The sequence below is a fragment of the Intrasporangium flavum genome, assembly GCF_001956915.1.
GTDB classification, from domain to species: domain Bacteria; phylum Actinomycetota; class Actinomycetes; order Actinomycetales; family Dermatophilaceae; genus Monashia; species Monashia flava.
The window spans coordinates 24,191-38,392 of record NZ_MLJO01000013.1; the positions used below are offsets into that span (position 1 = coordinate 24,191).

The 14,202-nt window shown below is 74.9% G+C and carries 14 protein-coding genes; 5 read left to right on the forward strand and 9 right to left on the reverse strand.

Annotated elements, in window-relative coordinates; genetic code table 11:
• Positions 1–9: 9 nt before the first annotated feature.
• From BIV28_RS10705 to BIV28_RS20020, 5 genes are all read right to left on the reverse strand, one after another.
• The gene (locus tag BIV28_RS10705; RefSeq protein WP_083707245.1) at positions 10–2,166 is read right to left on the reverse strand and encodes an MMPL family transporter; all 2,157 of its coding nucleotides are present in this window, start codon (positions 2,164–2,166) and stop codon (positions 10–12) included.
• Between the two features lie 155 nt (positions 2,167–2,321).
• On the reverse strand, positions 2,322–4,088 hold the full coding sequence (locus tag BIV28_RS10710; RefSeq protein WP_083707246.1) for a DHA2 family efflux MFS transporter permease subunit: 1,767 nt from the start codon (positions 4,086–4,088) through the stop codon (positions 2,322–2,324).
• Between the two features lie 3 nt (positions 4,089–4,091).
• On the reverse strand, positions 4,092–4,562 hold the full coding sequence (locus tag BIV28_RS10715; protein ID WP_076261721.1) for a DUF2871 domain-containing protein: 471 nt from the start codon (positions 4,560–4,562) through the stop codon (positions 4,092–4,094).
• A 243-nt stretch (positions 4,563–4,805) separates the two neighbouring features.
• Positions 4,806–5,783, reverse strand: coding sequence for a hypothetical protein (locus BIV28_RS10720; protein WP_076261723.1), 978 nt, complete (start codon positions 5,781–5,783; stop codon positions 4,806–4,808).
• A complete protein-coding gene (locus tag BIV28_RS20020) occupies positions 5,780–6,466 on the reverse strand; it encodes a hypothetical protein (protein WP_207555919.1) in 687 nt (228 codons plus the stop codon). The genes BIV28_RS10720 and BIV28_RS20020 overlap by 4 nt, the downstream gene beginning before the upstream one ends.
• A 153-nt stretch (positions 6,467–6,619) precedes the next feature.
• Between BIV28_RS20020 and BIV28_RS10730 the strand changes: the two genes are divergently transcribed.
• A complete protein-coding gene (locus BIV28_RS10730; protein WP_076261726.1) occupies positions 6,620–7,522 on the forward strand; it encodes a methyltransferase domain-containing protein in 903 nt (300 codons plus the stop codon).
• A 133-nt stretch (positions 7,523–7,655) separates the two neighbouring features.
• The gene (locus BIV28_RS10735; protein ID WP_207555920.1) at positions 7,656–8,072 is read left to right on the forward strand and encodes a hypothetical protein; all 417 of its coding nucleotides are present in this window, start codon (positions 7,656–7,658) and stop codon (positions 8,070–8,072) included.
• A 53-nt stretch (positions 8,073–8,125) separates the two neighbouring features.
• Here BIV28_RS10735 and BIV28_RS10740 read toward each other — a convergent pair whose 3' ends face one another.
• Positions 8,126–9,217: a glycosyltransferase gene (locus BIV28_RS10740; RefSeq protein WP_076261729.1), complete on the reverse strand. Its 1,092-nt coding sequence runs from the start codon at positions 9,215–9,217 to the stop codon at positions 8,126–8,128.
• A gap of 55 nt (positions 9,218–9,272) precedes the next feature.
• Positions 9,273–9,809 carry a P-loop nucleotide/nucleoside kinase family protein gene (locus BIV28_RS10745; protein ID WP_076261731.1) on the reverse strand — a complete coding sequence of 179 codons (537 nt, stop codon included), beginning with the start codon at positions 9,807–9,809 and terminating at the stop codon, positions 9,273–9,275.
• A 217-nt stretch (positions 9,810–10,026) separates the two neighbouring features.
• Between BIV28_RS10745 and BIV28_RS10750 the strand changes: the two genes are divergently transcribed.
• Entirely contained in the window at positions 10,027–10,284 is a 258-nt protein-coding gene (locus tag BIV28_RS10750) for a hypothetical protein (RefSeq protein ID WP_207555921.1), read from the forward strand.
• Positions 10,285–10,408: 124 nt separating this feature from the next.
• Positions 10,409–11,395 (forward strand): hypothetical protein, encoded by a 987-nt coding sequence (locus BIV28_RS10755; RefSeq protein WP_076261734.1) that lies wholly within the window; start codon positions 10,409–10,411, stop codon positions 11,393–11,395.
• A 44-nt stretch (positions 11,396–11,439) separates the two neighbouring features.
• On the opposite strand, the gene BIV28_RS10760 is transcribed toward BIV28_RS10755, so the two are convergent.
• Positions 11,440–11,961, reverse strand: coding sequence for a DUF4825 domain-containing protein (locus tag BIV28_RS10760; protein WP_076261736.1), 522 nt, complete (start codon positions 11,959–11,961; stop codon positions 11,440–11,442).
• A 129-nt stretch (positions 11,962–12,090) separates the two neighbouring features.
• On the opposite strand from BIV28_RS10760, the gene BIV28_RS10765 reads away from it, so the two are divergent.
• The gene (locus tag BIV28_RS10765) at positions 12,091–12,708 is read left to right on the forward strand and encodes a phosphoribosylanthranilate isomerase (protein ID WP_076261738.1); all 618 of its coding nucleotides are present in this window, start codon (positions 12,091–12,093) and stop codon (positions 12,706–12,708) included.
• Between the two features lie 32 nt (positions 12,709–12,740).
• On the opposite strand, the gene BIV28_RS10770 is transcribed toward BIV28_RS10765, so the two are convergent.
• Complete coding sequence (locus BIV28_RS10770) at positions 12,741–13,988, reverse strand: lytic transglycosylase domain-containing protein (RefSeq protein WP_242652911.1); 1,248 nt, start codon at positions 13,986–13,988, stop codon at positions 12,741–12,743.
• Positions 13,989–14,202: the final 214 nt, after the last annotated feature.

A 14,202-nucleotide genomic window follows, 5' to 3' on the forward strand; every position in this document is an offset into this window, starting at 1 on the left:
ATCCCGAACCTACGGCACAGCCCGATTCGCGGGGACGGCCTCGGCGTCAGCGGGTTCTTCGCCGGTACCTGTGGCGGCACGACGCGAGCGGGTCGGGCGGGTCGAGCGGGTCGGGCGGGTCGGGCGCGCCGGCCACCACAGGCGGTCCTGCACGAGCCCGGCCAGCGCCGGCACGAGCACCGTGCGCACGACGAGCGTGTCGAGCAGGACCCCGAGCCCGACGATCAGCCCGAGCTGGCCCAGGGTCACCAGGGGCAGCACGCCCAGGGCGGCGAACACGGCGGCCAGGACGACTCCGGCGCTGGTGATGACGGTCCCGGTCGCCCCGACCGCGCGCACCATGCCGTCCTTCGTGCCATGCGCGACGGCCTCGTCACGGGCGCGGTGAGCCAGGAAGATGGTGTAGTCGACACCGAGGGCCACCAGGAACAGGAACGCGATGAGTGGAACCTGCAGGTCGAGGGCCGGCCAGCCGAGCAGGTGCGTGCCCACCCAGGAGCCGGCGCCGATGGCACCCAAGGCGCTCAGGGCGTTGACCGGCAGCAGGAGCAGCGGCGCGACGAACGAGCGCAGCAGCACCAGCAGGACCAGCCCGGTGATGGCGAAGACGAGCGGCACGATGAGCCTCAGGTCGGCCTCGTTCCCGGCGCGGGCGTCGACGTCGGTCGCCTCGGGACCGCCGACGAGCACGGCCGCCCCTGGGACCTGGTGGACGGCTGCACGGATGGCTTCGACGCTCTGCCGCGCTTCGGCAGTGCCGGGCGAGGCGTCGCTGATGACGGTGACCACGACGGGTCCGGTGCCGGTGGCTGCGGCAGTGTCTCCCGCGGTGCCCGCAGCTGATGGTGCACCGAGGACGTGCACGCCCGGCACGGTGGCGGCGGCGCGGGCCACCCCTTCGGCATGGTGCGCGTCGGTGATCACGACGGTGGGCTGTGCGGCCCCGGCCGGGTAGTGCTGGGCGAGCACCTGCAGCCCGGTGGCGGACTCTGCCGAGCCGCGGAAACGCTCGGTCTGGCTCAGGCCGAGGTTGGTGCCGAACAGTCCGGTGCCGAGGACCGCGAGGAGGGCCACGGCGGCCGAGGCCATGACCGCGGGCCGGCGCACGACGCGAGTGGCGACGCGTCCGAAGGCGCCGGCACGGACGTCACGGCTCGTGCCCGCGTCAGGTACGAACGGCCAGAAGACGCGACGGCCGGTGATGGCCAGGGCCGCGGGCAGCAGCACGAGCACGCAGACGAGGGTGATGAGCAGACCGGCGGCTGCAGCCACCCCGAGGCCGCGGATGCCCGGTGTCGAGGCGAAGGCGAGACTGCCCAGGGCCAGCACGACCGTGACGTTGCTCGCGAGCACAGCCGGGGTGGTGCGTCGCCGAGCGGCAGCCAACGCGGTGAGGTGGTCGGGGTGGGTGTGCAGCTCCTCGCGGTAGCGGGAGATCAGCAGCAGCGCGTAGTTGGTGCCTGCACCGAAGACCAGGACGCTGACGATTCCGGTGTCGAACTGCAGGTCGAGCGCCGCACCGAGCCGGGCCGTGACGGTGGCTGCCGCCTGGTCGGCGAGGGCGACGACCGCGAGCGGGATGAGCCACAGGATGGGGGAGCGGTAGGTGAGCAGCAGCAGCAGGGCGACGATGCCGACGGTGATCAGCAGCAGGGTCACGTTCGCGCCGTCGAAGGCGGAGGCGATGTCGGCGCCGAACGCCGGCCCGCCGGTGACGAGCACCTGCACCCCTTCCGGGCGCGCGTCGGCGATGCGTTCGCGCAGCGTGGCGATGGTGGCGGCGTTGTCGGTGTTGGACGCTGCGGTGGCGACCGGGAGCTGGATCGTCGCGGCGAGCCGGTCGGCGGAGCGGGTCGCGCTCGAGGCGGGATGACCTGCCGGTGTCGGCAGGTGCCGTCCGAGCTCGTCGAGGGCTTCCAGGTCGGTGCTGGTGACGGGGTGGCCGTCCTGGCGGGTGGCGACCAGCAGGACGGGCTGGACCTCCTGCCCGGGCAGGGTCCCCAGGACCCGGGCTGCGCGCGCTGACTCACTGCTCGTGGGCGCTGGTTCAGAGCGCGAGGCGGCGTCGGTGGTCTTCAGGCCGCCGATGGCGGCCAGGACGGTGACCAGGCCGAGCACGAGCGTGATCCACGCTCGACGACGGCTGGTTGTTCGGTCAGTGGACACGGTTCTCCTTCAACCAAGGCGGAGCACGGCGCTGCCGCGGGGATGAGTCGCGGTGGCCGCGCGACGGTGACGGGGGCCTGGCGGCGGTGCCTGGCGGCGCGAGTGGGTCGAGCGGCGGGGCGGCCCCTCCCCGGCGCCGACCGTGGCACGCAGGGTCAGCCGGCCGCGGAGGTCACGGGCTGGGCCGGCTCGCTGGTCTCTGCGGCGTGGGTGGGGCTGTGCACGCCGGGATCGTCGGCCGGCGCGTGGAGCGCTGACGCGCCGGCAGCGTCCGTTCGTTGGGCGGGCACGCCGAGCGGGCTCGCCGGTGCCAGGCGTGCCACTCGGATGGCGCCGAGGACGCCGAGGCCCACGAGGACCGCGGCGCTGATGAGGGCGAGGCGGGTGGCGTCGGCGAACCCGGCCGACAGCGCGTCCGTCACCAGCGGCCCGATGCCGCCGAGCGGACCGTGGGTGCCGTCGGCCCTCAGCAGCGGGATGACCCCTCCGGCGCTGTCGGCGCTGGAGGCTGCCAGCTGCTGGGCGAGCTCGTTCGGCAGCTGGGGGATGCGTGCGAGCCGGTCGGGCAGGCCCGCCGACAGGCCGGCCGCGAGAGTGGAACCGGCGATGGCGGTGCCCAGGGCCGAACCGAGCTGGCGTGCCGTGCTCTGTGCCGCGGACGCCGACCCTGACTGCTCGGTCGGCACGTCGCCCAGCACGGTGCTGGTGAGCTGCGCCGAGGCCAGGCCGAGCCCGACGCCGTAGACGACGAGGGTGGCGGCCAGCGCCCACGGTGAGGTGTCCGGCCCGACCATGAACGCGGTGACCAGGACGCCGGCCAGCTCGAGCGCCAGGCCGAGCACCACGATGACGGGTGGGCGAAGGCGCGTGGCCAGGCGGCGTGCCTGCGCCCCCGACGCGAACGCCCCCAGCGCCATCGCGGCCACGACGACGCCGGTGGACAGGACGGTCAACCCGAGCACGTTGACCAGGTAGAGCGGCAGCACGAAGACGAGGGCGAACTCGCCGGCTGCGACGGCGAACGCGGTGAGGTTGCCCCAGGAGAACGTGGGCACCGCGAACAGGCGCAGGTCGAGCAGCGCGTCACGGCCCGCGCTGGAGCGGCGCCGCTCCCACACGGCGAACAGGACGAGCAGCCCGACCCCGGTTGCGATCGCCGGCACCACGACGCTGACGGGGGCGGTCACCGGCCACGTCAGGCCGGCAAGGGTGAACGTGGCGGTCGGCCTCCACCACCCCAGGGGGGTGCCCTCGATGAGGCCGAAGACGACCAGGGCCAGACCTGGCCCGCTGGTGAGGAGACCGCCGACGTCGAGACCCCGGTGGGAGCGGGCGCCCTGGGTCTGCGGAACGGTCAGGGCCGTACCGATGAGGATCAGCACCCCAAGGGGCACGTTGACGTAGAAGATCCAGCGCCAGTCGAAGCTCGTCACGAGCCAGCCGCCCAGCAGCGGGCCGACCGCAGCCATCCCGGCCATCACGGCTCCCCAGATGCCGAACGCCCGGGCGCGGTCCTGGCCCCGGAACGTCGCGTTGACCGTCGACAGGGTCGCGGGCAGGATCATGGCGCCGCCGATGCCCTGCAGGGCCCGCGAGGCGATGAGGGCTGAACCGGAACCGGCCTGCCCCGCGATGATGCTGGCGACGACGAACACGGCGACACCTACCGCGAACACGGTGCGGCGGCCGAGCCGATCGGCCAGCCTGCCGAACACCAGCAGGAGCGCTGCGAACACCATCGCGTAGAGGCTCGAAACCCACTGTGCGTCAGTCAGGTCCAGATGCAGGTCGCCGATGATGCGCGGCAGGGCCACGCCGACGATGGTGCCGTCGAGAACGATCATCGACAGGCCGGCGGCCAGAACCCCCAACGCGAGCCACTTCCTCGGCTGCTCGCTCACAGTCGGTGACAGAGCCTGCATCGCTCAGGCCTCTGCGCGCGCCGTCGCGGCCCCCATGAGCACGTGCTGACGCTCGGCCTCGACCTGGCGCACCACGCGCCCGATCCCGACGAAGAGCAGTACGAACGCGCCGGTCAGCACCATGTGGCCGAGGCCAGAGACCCCTGCCAGCGCCGCACTGTCGGCGGCGTCGTTGCCCAGGACCTGCAGGACGCCCTTGACGAGCATGCCCCCGGTCGTCAGGACCAGGCCTGCCTGCCACACCCAGAAGCCCGCCCTGAACGGGCGAGTCGTCGCCAGCCGGCTCCAGATCCCAACCAGTGCCAGCAGCACGAGCGAGACGACGGTGCCGAGCACGAGCGTGTGCGTGTGCACCAGAGCCAGCTGGGTGCCGCCGGCGACATCGTTGAGCTTGGTGAACTCGCGGTAGAAGAGCCCACCGGTGAGGCCGACAGCGGTCCAGGCGGCGGCCGAACGGTAAAGCAGGGGAAGCATTTTCGAGACCTCTCATCGACGTGTCATCAACGTCTTCGACGCTACGGAGCGCCGGCGCCGCCGCCCACCGGCCGGCATCAACCTTTCGGTGGAGCCGGTCAGCGGAGCCCCCGGTCGACCGGCCGAGGCGCGTCCGTGTTTCGGCCGCGGCCGCGGCGACGAACGCTCCCGGCTCGTGCTGAATCACCCGCCGCCGACGATCCATCCGGATCACCCCTCGCAGGCGATCTCGGACCGCGGACCTCAGCAGGCGGACGGCAGGGCGTCGGCCGACCCCGGGCTGCGGTAGTCGAGCCGGATCCCGTCGCCGCGCGGTACGGCGACGGCGCTGCCGTCACTGCGCGTCCAGCCGACGGGCAGGAAGACGTACTGGCCGTCGGTGTTGAGCAGCAACACCAGGCCCGAGTACCGGAACGCGTACGCGTTCTGGCCGCCGCCCGCACAGCGCAGGACCTGCACCCCGTGCTCGGCGGGGATGCCGAGCGACTTCTCGCTGTAGACCACGACCCGGGCACTGCCCTGCAGGCCCGCTGCGAGCTGGGCGGCCCGCTCACGTCCCACGGCGGAGGAGTAGTCACCGGCCGCCCAGAACAGCGCCATGGCGACGACGACGGTGAGCCCGGTGACCTCGGCGATGCCGGAGGTGCGCGAGTACGAGGGGCGTCGTGGACGGACGGCGTGGGCTGCGTAGCTGAGCAGCGTCACCCCGGCGACGAGGCACCCGGGCCCGACGCCGACCCGGTCCGGCAGCAGGCGCACGCCGAGGACCGCGAGCAGCCCGGTCGCCGCGAGAAGCAGACCGACGACGGCGACCGCCGGTGCGACCCGGCGACGGACGTCCGGGCCGAACCGGCCGCTGCGCCGGACGGCGGGCGCCAGCCAGAGCACCGCGAGCGCGACCATCGCGATGACGACGCCGGGCACGAAGAGGCCGTCCTGGCTCACCAGCAGGTAGTCGGCGTTGCTGAACCCGAGAGATGTCGGGTCGATCCCGAACCACCCGAACAGCGCCGTGGTGCGCGACCAGCCGAAGTAGACGAGCAGGGCCGTGACCAGGGTGACCGGCGCGACGACCGCGCCGATGACCTTCGTGACCCCGGGCAGCTCGCGCAGCATGCTCGCCGGGCTGTCCAGGACCTCGGCCGTGAGCTCCTCGGACCGTGGCGTCGTCCCGCCCGCACCGTCCGGCCGAGGCGCGTCGCCAGGACGGGGCTCGGTCACGACCCGGCGCCCTGCCCGGTGGCCGGCACGCTCGTCGACCCGTCCGTCGACCCACCGGACGACCCGCCCGACGAGTCGCCCGTCGACGAGCTGTCGGAGGGCTCCTGCGTCGGCTCGACCGTCGGTTCGTCCGTCGGTTCCGGGGGCCCGTTGTTCGCGGCGTCGCACTCCTCCTGCGACTCGGTCAGGACCGTGACGGTCGACCCGCGGGCCGCCGTGGTGCTGGGCGAGTAGCCGAGGAGGCAGGCGCCGTCGCCGTACTCCAGCTGCACGCAGAGGGTGTCTCCGCCGCAGGCCGTGACGAAGGCGCCCTCGATGGCCGACCGCAGCCCGTCCATCGAGGTGTGCGGGTCGGGGATCGTCGGCACGTCGATCGGCGACCCCACCGCGCCGCCACCGCCGTTCCCGCCGTTGCCATTTCCGCTGCCGCTGCCACCACCGCCGGTGCCGCCGCCTCCACCACCGCCGCCCGCGCCCGTCGGCTCCACGGCCGAGCCGGTCGACGGCGCAGGCGTCGACGCCGTGACCGTGGTCGGCTCGGACGCGCCCGCCTGGGTCGTCGCGGAGGAGGCGACCGGGGTGTCCGGCGGGCCCGAGGGCGCGGCCGAGCGTTCGCACGCCGTCAACGCCGCGACGGCAACGAGCAGTGCGACCATCCCCCGCAGAGCTTCTCGTCCAGGCATGGTGAGTTCCTCACGACCAGTATTCCCCCGTGATCAGAGCCGCACACCGGATCGCCTGATACGAGAGGCGACCGGGCGTGGGACCGTGCGAGAGGGACGCGCGACCGTCACGTTCGCCCTCGCCCGACGCGCGTGTGGGGTTGACTGGCGCCCATGTCGCTGCCGCCGGTCGAGATCACCGACCTCCTGTGGTCGTTCGACGCCTCCGGCGGGCGCCGCGCGACCGGCCGCACCGCGGTGGTCGAGCGGCTCCGGGCCTCCGGCCAGGAGCGGGCGGCGCGGCTCGTGTCGCGGCTGCCCGTGACCGACGGCGACGTCCTCGACCCTCGGCACGTCGACGCCCTCGGGATCCGGGCGCACGCCGAGCTGCAGCGCCTCGCCGAGGAGCTGCTCCTGTGGCGGCGCGTCCGGGCGACCCTGGCGCCGCTGCTCGCCGACGTCCGCCTCCGCGCGGCCGCAGCGGCAGGTCCGGGTGCTCCGGTGACGACCCCGCCGGTGCGCGTCGTCGACGTCGGGCGCGGGCTCGGGTACGTCGTGCGAGCCCTGGCCGCCCGGGGCGGCCTCGGGGCCGGCGTCGACCTCGTCGGCGTGGACCTGAACCCGGTCCTCGTCGGCGAGGCGCGTCGCCTCGCCGAGGTCGAGGGCCTGGCCGCGCGGTTCGTCGTGGGCGACGCCCTCGACCCGGGGGTCGCCGTCGACGACGGCGCGACGACGATCGTCATCTCCACGGGCCTGCTGCACCACCTCCCCGCCGAGGCCCTGCCGGGCTTCTTCGCCGCGCACGCCCGGCTCGGCGTCGCGGCCTTCGCGCACTGGGACCTCGTGCCCGGACGCGTCGCGCGCCTCGGCTCGTGGGTCTTCCACCGCGCCCGGATGCGCGAGCCGCTCTCGCGGCACGACGGCAACCTCTCGGTCCGGCGGGCGCACGAGCCCGCGCTCCTGCGCGCAGCCGTGGCCGACGGCGCGCCGGGCTACCGCCTCCCCGACACGTCGGGCGGGCTGCTCCAGGTGCCGGCCCTCGAGGTGCTCCGTCCCACGGTCGGGGTCCGGGTGTGAGCCCGCCCGCCGTCGTGACCGGCGTGCTCCCGCCGGGCCTGCCCACCGTGGCAGCGCTGTCGACGCTCCTCGTGCTGGCCGCTCTCGACGCCGCCTTCTCCGGGTTCGGGCCTCGGCCGGACGCGACGGGGTGGTGCGCCACCGTCGCCGCGACCTGGTGGCGTCGGCGCGCGGACTGGCCGCCCTGGCTCTGTCCTCGTTCCCGCTGCTCCCGCTCCTGGTGCTGAACCTCAACCACGGAGCCACGCTCGAGCGCTGGGGGAGCGCCGCGAACGCGATGCTCGTCGTCTACGTGCCGTACGCGCTCGTCGTGCTCACGGCGCTCGCGGCCCACGCGGTGCTGCCGTGGGAGGTCGGCTACCTGGCCACCGCCGTGCTGCTCGGGCCGCTGACGCTCGTCCGACCCCTCGTCGCGGTCGGCGGGGCCGCGTTCGCGTGGTTCGCCGTCGACGCGCTCCTGGTGAGGCTCGGCGTCGTCGTCGCGCTCGTCGTGATCCTCAGCGTCGAACGTGACGTGTCGCTGCGGTGGTACCGGCCCGCCCGGGCCTGACCCCAGCCCGGGCGTGACCCCTGCCCGGGCACCCGCCCGCGGGGCGAGCGGCGTCAGGGTGCGTAGCGCTCGGCGAGCGCGGCCGCCACGGCCTCGGGCCCGGGCATCGCGGCGATCTCCTCACGCACCTGCGTCACCCGGCCGCGCAGCGACTCGTCGGTGAGCAGCGCGTCGACCGCGGTGCCCACGTCGGACGTGTCGGCGTCGTTGTGCACCGCGTGGCCGAGCCCCAGCTCGGCGAGGCGCGAGGCGTTGAGGAACTGGTCGGCGCCCTGTGGCGTGATCACTTGGGGGACACCGGCGGCGAGGCAGCCGAGCACCGTGCCCGTACCGTCGTGGTGGACCGCGATGTCGACCCGGTCGAGGACGGCCGGCTGGTCGACGTAGCGCTCGACGCGGACGTGGTCGGGCAGCGCGCCGAGGGCCTCGACGTCGGCCTCCGGCCCGGCGGCGACGAGCACCCGGTCGCACCGCTCCGCCGTCTCGAGCACGGAGCGCCGCAGGATGTCCACGGCGCCGAAGGCCACGGTGCCGAGGGTCAGGTAGGCCGTGGGTCCCCCTGCAGCGTCGAGCCATTCGGGTCCGGCGCCGCGCGGGTCCGACCAGCCGGTCGAGCGCACCGGGACGCGCTCGAAGGGCAGCTCCTCGCTCCCACGCCACGAGTCGGGCCGCGGGTCGAGCATGACGTCGAGGGGAAAGTCGATGACCGAGCGCAGGGCGTCGAGGAAGAACATCGGGGGCGTCAGCGACACGTGGAACGACACGGCCGGCACGCCGGCGGTCCGCGCCGCGACGGCCGCACCGACGTTGCTGCCCTCGTGGACGACGAGGTCGGGCCGGCCGTGCCGGTCCCAGTGCGCGAGGAGGCGCGGCGTGACGTGCCGGGGCATGACGACGCCGAACATCGCGGTGGGCCAGCCCATCGGGTCGCTCGGGTCGCGCACCTCGGCGCGGGCCTCCTCCTCCGCGTCGTGCAGGGTCATCCCCTCGGGCACGATCGGCACGACGGGGACGGGGACGTGCCCGGCGAACGTGACCCCGGCGCCGAGCTCGACGTCGTGGCCCGCCGCCGCGACCGCGGCCGCGAGCGGCAGCAGCGGCAGCACGTGCCCGTGGGCCGGGATCGACGCGAACATGACGCGCATGGACCGAGTGTCGGGCCGTGTCAGGCGGTGGCGCAACGGCTTTGCGCCGCGCCGGTCACAGGGCGGCGAGGATGCGGTCGGCCACCTCGGCGGGCCGGATGCGGGTCGTGTCGATGACGATCGCGTCGGGCGGGGCCGGTAGCTCGGGGATCGGCAGCAGCGTCCGGAGCACATCGGGGTCCATGAGCTTGGCGCGCTGCGTCCGCTCGGGCCCGACGACGCGCGCGGCCAGCTCGTCGGCGTCGGCGGTGAGCCAGACGGGCACGAAGCGGGCGCCGCGGCGCCGAGCCAGGTCGCGCAGCCGCTGGACGAGCGCCGCGTTCTCCGGCTCGTCCGGCAGCCAGTTGGTGAAGACGTGGCTGAAGGAGGACGGCGCCAGCTCGGCGGCCTCGTGGACGACGGACAGCACGCGTCGGCGCAGCTCGTCCGTTGCCCTGATGCCCTCGCCGCGGTGCACGCCCATCGGCACGAACACGGGGTCGTTGACGAGGTGGTTGTCGACGACGATGGCCCCGGTGCGCCTCTCCAGCTCGCGGGCGACGGTCAGCTTCCCGACGGCGGGCGGCCCGACGAGGTAGAAGAGGTGCGACATGGGTCGTCAGTGTGCCGGACCAGCGTGCCGGACCCGGCACGACGCCGCGGGAGCCGGACCTGCCGCGCCTGCATCTTCGTGCAACCGGCCGTGCCGCGGCCCTCGGCGGGCACCCCGGCCACGTACCGTGCTCGCACACCGGGCCGGGCCGCACGCCGACCGGGCCCGGGTGACCGACTCCCGCCAGCGCGGGGGCGAGCCACGACAGGGGACCCACATGACACAGACCCACCGAGCGGCGGTGGCCCGGCCCTCGCCGCGGGGCGCCGGACCGATCCTCGACCGGACCGACTGGCGCCGCGGCTTCGACCTCGCCGCCACCGGCCTCGACTGCCGCGAGTGCGGCGCTCGCGTCGGCGTGCGCCCGGAGCTCGCCGACCGGCACCGCCGGTGGCACGCCGAGCTCGCCGGCCTCCTCGCAGCGCCTCTCGAGGACGCGCCGGGCGGACCCGACCGGGGCCCTGCGGGGTCGTGACGCCCCGGGGGCTGCTTGTGGACCGCTTGCGGCGCCCTTGCGGAAATCTTGCGAAACCGGCACGAAACGGGCAGAGGTTTCCGACACTGGGTGGGATTCCACCCTTCGTCGTCCGGAGCTCCGCATGTTCTTCACGTCCCGCCGCCACCCTTCCCGACGGTCCAGCGCCGGTCGGGTCGCCCCGGTCATCGCGCTCGCTCTGGGTGCCCGGGGCGCGCTGGGCGCCGGCGGCGCCCGGCTCGCCGTGACGACGCTCGCGATCCTCGCCGCGGCGGCAGGAGCCCTGGCCACCGCGCCGGGGGCCGCCGCCGCGACGACGACGCCGGGCGCCGACAGCCGAGCCATGTGGGTCTGGGACACGAGCACGCCCGCCGCCACGGTCGACCTCGCGGTCAGCACCGGCATCGACCAGCTCTTCGTGGCCGTGCCGCCCAACGTCACGACGTCGAGCCGGCTGCCCGAGATCAAGGACCTCGTCGGCCGCGCCCGCGCCGCAGGCATCCGCGTCGACGCCCTCGGGGGCGACCCCGGCTGGGTGGACAACCCGTCGTGGGTCGTCACGTACTGGCTCAAGCCCGCGAAGAACACGGGCCTGTTCACCGGCATCCACGTCGACGTCGAGCCGTACTCGACATCAGCCTGGACCACCGACCAGCCCACCGTCGTCGCGAAGTACCTGACGCTCCTCGACAAGCTCAAGGCCAACGCCGGCACCTACCCGGTCGAGGCCGACATCCCCTTCTGGTTCGGCGAGATCCCGGCGACCGCGAGCAGCGGCGCGGCCTCGAGCCTCGACCGCGAGATCATGAAGCGCACGGCGGGTGTCACCGTCATGTCCTACCGCAACACCGCGACCGGCCCCGACGGCACGCTCGACGTCGCCGCCGCGGCGCTCGCGGCCGGCGCGTCCCTCGGCAAGCCGGTCCGTCTCGGGCAGGAGACGAACTACCTCGGCAGCACGGCCGTCGACGCGAAGCAGACGTTCTTCGGCTGGACCCGCACCGACATGGAGGTGCAGCTCGCGCAGGTCGTGGCCGGCGCGTCCGGCTCGGCGACGTTTGCCGGCCTGGCGATCCACGACGCCTCCGGCTACGCCGCCATGGCGCCCTGACCGAGCCGCCGCCGGCCCCCCGGGACCGACCTGCCCGACGCGGCTCAGTCGTCGAGCGACGACACGTACTGCTCGAGGGCGGCGCGGTCGGTGCCCAGCTGCTTGACGTCGTGGCCGAGCGCCTGAGAGGCCGCTGCCGCGGTGAGGGTGAACGTCGTCCCGTTGGCCTCCACCGTCACGCGTTCGAGGTTGCCGACCGTGCCGAGCAGGAGCGTTGCCTGCGAGGTGACGTCGACGGGTCCGCCCGACTTGACCGGGTCGGGGAAGCGGACGGTCACGCCGTAGGGCGAACGGTCGGTCTGCAGCGAGATCGTCCGCCGGCCCAGGGCGTCGAGCCCGGTGTCGCCGACGAGGGCGATGACCTTGCTGTTGTCCCCGACGTGCGCCGTGCGGTCGGCCCACAGCTGCGCGACGAGCCTGCCCGACGCGTCGGTCGGGGCCTCGCTCGGGGTGGCGTCGCGGCCCGACGTCGCGGAGCAGCCGGTGAGGAGCGCGACGGCGGTGAGGGCGGCCATCGCGCCCGCTCGGGACACGGGGGAGTGCGGCGACGGGGTCTGGTGGGGCATGGGATCTCCTGTGCTCAGGCCGGGCTCGCCGGGTGCGGCGCTCCGGGTGGACGCTGGCAGGCGCCGATCGGATCCCTCCTTTCCCGGACGTGTCCCCGTGCACCGCGGCCCACCTGAGAGGCTGGACGCGTGTACGTCAAGGTGTGCGGTCTCAGGGACGCCGCGATGGCGCGGGTGGCCGTCGAGGCAGGCGCCGACGCGGTCGGCGTCGTCATGAGCGAGGGCAGCCCGCGGCACGTGACGCCCGAGGCTGCGGCCCGCGTGGTCGAGGCGGTCGATGGCCGGGCCGACACGGTGCTCGTCGTGCGCGAGATGCCGGTGGAGCAGGCGGTCGAGACCGCGAGGCGGATCGGGGCCGACGTGCTCCAGCTGCACGGTGGCTACTCGGCGGCCGAGTTCTCCACGGCGCGAGCGGGTTTCGCGCGAGTCTGGCGCGCGACGGCGCTCGGTGCGACCACCGACCTCACCGTCGGAGCGTGGGGCGAGGAGCTGCTCCTGCTCGATGCGCCCGTCGCCGGCTCGGGGCACACCTGGGACCTCGGGGTGCTCGAGCACCGAAGGCCCGAGGGGCGCTGGCTGCTCGCGGGCGGTCTCGACCCCGCCAACGTCGCGGCCGCCGTCGAGGCCGCCCGCCCGTGGGGCGTCGACGTGTCGAGCGGTGTCGAGTCGAGCCGCGGGGTCAAGGACCCCGACCTCGTGCGGGCCTTCGTCGCCGCGGCCCGTGCTGCGGACGCCGCGGGTCGCTGATCCCGCAGGGCAGGCTGCCTCGGGCGCGGACGCTAGCGGCTCGGCAGCGGCGTGCCGGTGACCGGCGTCGTCGTGCCGGCACCTGACGCGGTCGTCGCGGCGAGGCTCGACGAGGTCGCCTGGACGGGAGCGCTCGACGTCCCCGGGCCCGGCGTGCCGGACGTGCCCGGCGAGGTCGCCTGGGTCGTCGGGCTGGTGGGTGTGGCCGTGATCGTCGAGGTCGCCGTGACGGTCGCCGTGACGGTCGCCGTGACGGTCGCCGTGACGGTCGCGGTCGTCGTGCTGCGCGCGGTCACCGTGGAGGTCACCGTGACCGTGGTGCGGGGAGGCGTCGCCCGGGGGAGCGGCGTCGACGCCGAGGGAGGCGGCGCGGGTGCCGGAGGGCCGCCCGTGCCCAGGGCCCCGACGTCGCCGGCACCGGATGGCACCGCGGCCCGCGCCATGAGGCGGAGCACGGTGGCGAGGTAGGCCCGCGAGTGGTTGTACGACAGCACCGCGCCGCGCAGGTCGGCCGGGCGGGCGAGGTCGCGGCCGGACGCGCAGAGGTAGGCGGCGGCGGAGGCTGCCGCGTCCTCGACGTCCTGGGGGTCGCGGGCGCCGTCGGCGTCACCGTCCCGGCCCCACCGGCGCCACGTGCCGGGCAGGAACTGCATCGGTCCCACCGCGCGGTCCCACACCCGGTCCCCGTCGAGCGCGCCGCCGTCGCTGTCGTGGACCGCCGCGGTCCGCGTCCCGTCCAGCCGGGGGCCGAGCACCGCCGGCACGACGACGTGGTCGGCCGTCAGGCGCCGACCCCGCAGCGACCCCGACTCGACCTCGCCGATCGCGGCGAGCAGCGACACGGGCAGGTGGCACGAGGCGCGGGTCGAGCGGGCCGCCCGTGCGTACGCCGCCCCGAGCACCGCCGGGACTGTCCACGGGGCCGCGTGGCCGAGCGTCCCCCCGGCCGTGCTGCCGGCGTCGGCGTGACGCGTCGATGCCGTACCGACGACTCCCGTGGAGGTTGGGGGCAGGGCCGTCACCGAGGCGGGGACGGGGTCGACCGGCGAGGAGCCGATCCCCGTGCCGAGGAGCGCGACGGCCGGTACCGCCGACCGGCCGAAGCGGGCCACGACGACGGCGGCGTCGGCGGCAGCCGCTTCGGCCGGAGGGACGATCGCGAGCTCGACGCCCGGCCGGCCGTCGGCAGCGAGCTGCGACCCGGTGGGCAGCGTCCGCGCCGACGGGTCGCCACCCAGCCCGCCGAGCACCATCAGGCCCGCGCAGAGCAAGAGCGCCACGCGTGGACGCGACCTCAGCCCGGCCGACCACGCCGAGGCGGTCAGGACGGGCCCGGACACGACGCGTGCCGGCCACCGATCCCGTCGCGCCTCGTCCACGGTGCACCCCCGCACGCCTCGGGGCAGGCCCGATGACCCGCCGCACCGACCGTCGCACCACCGCGGGACGCCCGCTCCCGGACGGGCCGGGTGCTCACGCGTCGGTCATGTGCGG

What these genes read in the sequence shown, in the direction of transcription:
- BIV28_RS10710 (WP_083707246.1), bottom strand. Translation starts at nt 4,088, where the DNA reads ATGCAGGCTCTGTCACCGACTGTGAGCGAGCAGCCGAGGAAGTGGCTC.
- BIV28_RS10715 (WP_076261721.1), bottom strand. Translation starts at nt 4,562, where the DNA reads ATGCTTCCCCTGCTTTACCGTTCGGCCGCCGCCTGGACCGCTGTCGGC.
- BIV28_RS20020 (WP_207555919.1), bottom strand. Translation starts at nt 6,466, where the DNA reads ATGCCTGGACGAGAAGCTCTGCGGGGGATGGTCGCACTGCTCGTTGCC.
- BIV28_RS10730 (WP_076261726.1), top strand. Translation starts at nt 6,620, where the DNA reads ATGTCGCTGCCGCCGGTCGAGATCACCGACCTCCTGTGGTCGTTCGAC.
- BIV28_RS10740 (WP_076261729.1), bottom strand. Translation starts at nt 9,217, where the DNA reads ATGCGCGTCATGTTCGCGTCGATCCCGGCCCACGGGCACGTGCTGCCG.
- BIV28_RS10745 (WP_076261731.1), bottom strand. Translation starts at nt 9,809, where the DNA reads ATGTCGCACCTCTTCTACCTCGTCGGGCCGCCCGCCGTCGGGAAGCTG.
- BIV28_RS10750 (WP_207555921.1), top strand. Translation starts at nt 10,027, where the DNA reads ATGACACAGACCCACCGAGCGGCGGTGGCCCGGCCCTCGCCGCGGGGC.
- BIV28_RS10755 (WP_076261734.1), top strand. Translation starts at nt 10,409, where the DNA reads ATGTTCTTCACGTCCCGCCGCCACCCTTCCCGACGGTCCAGCGCCGGT.
- BIV28_RS10760 (WP_076261736.1), bottom strand. Translation starts at nt 11,961, where the DNA reads ATGCCCCACCAGACCCCGTCGCCGCACTCCCCCGTGTCCCGAGCGGGC.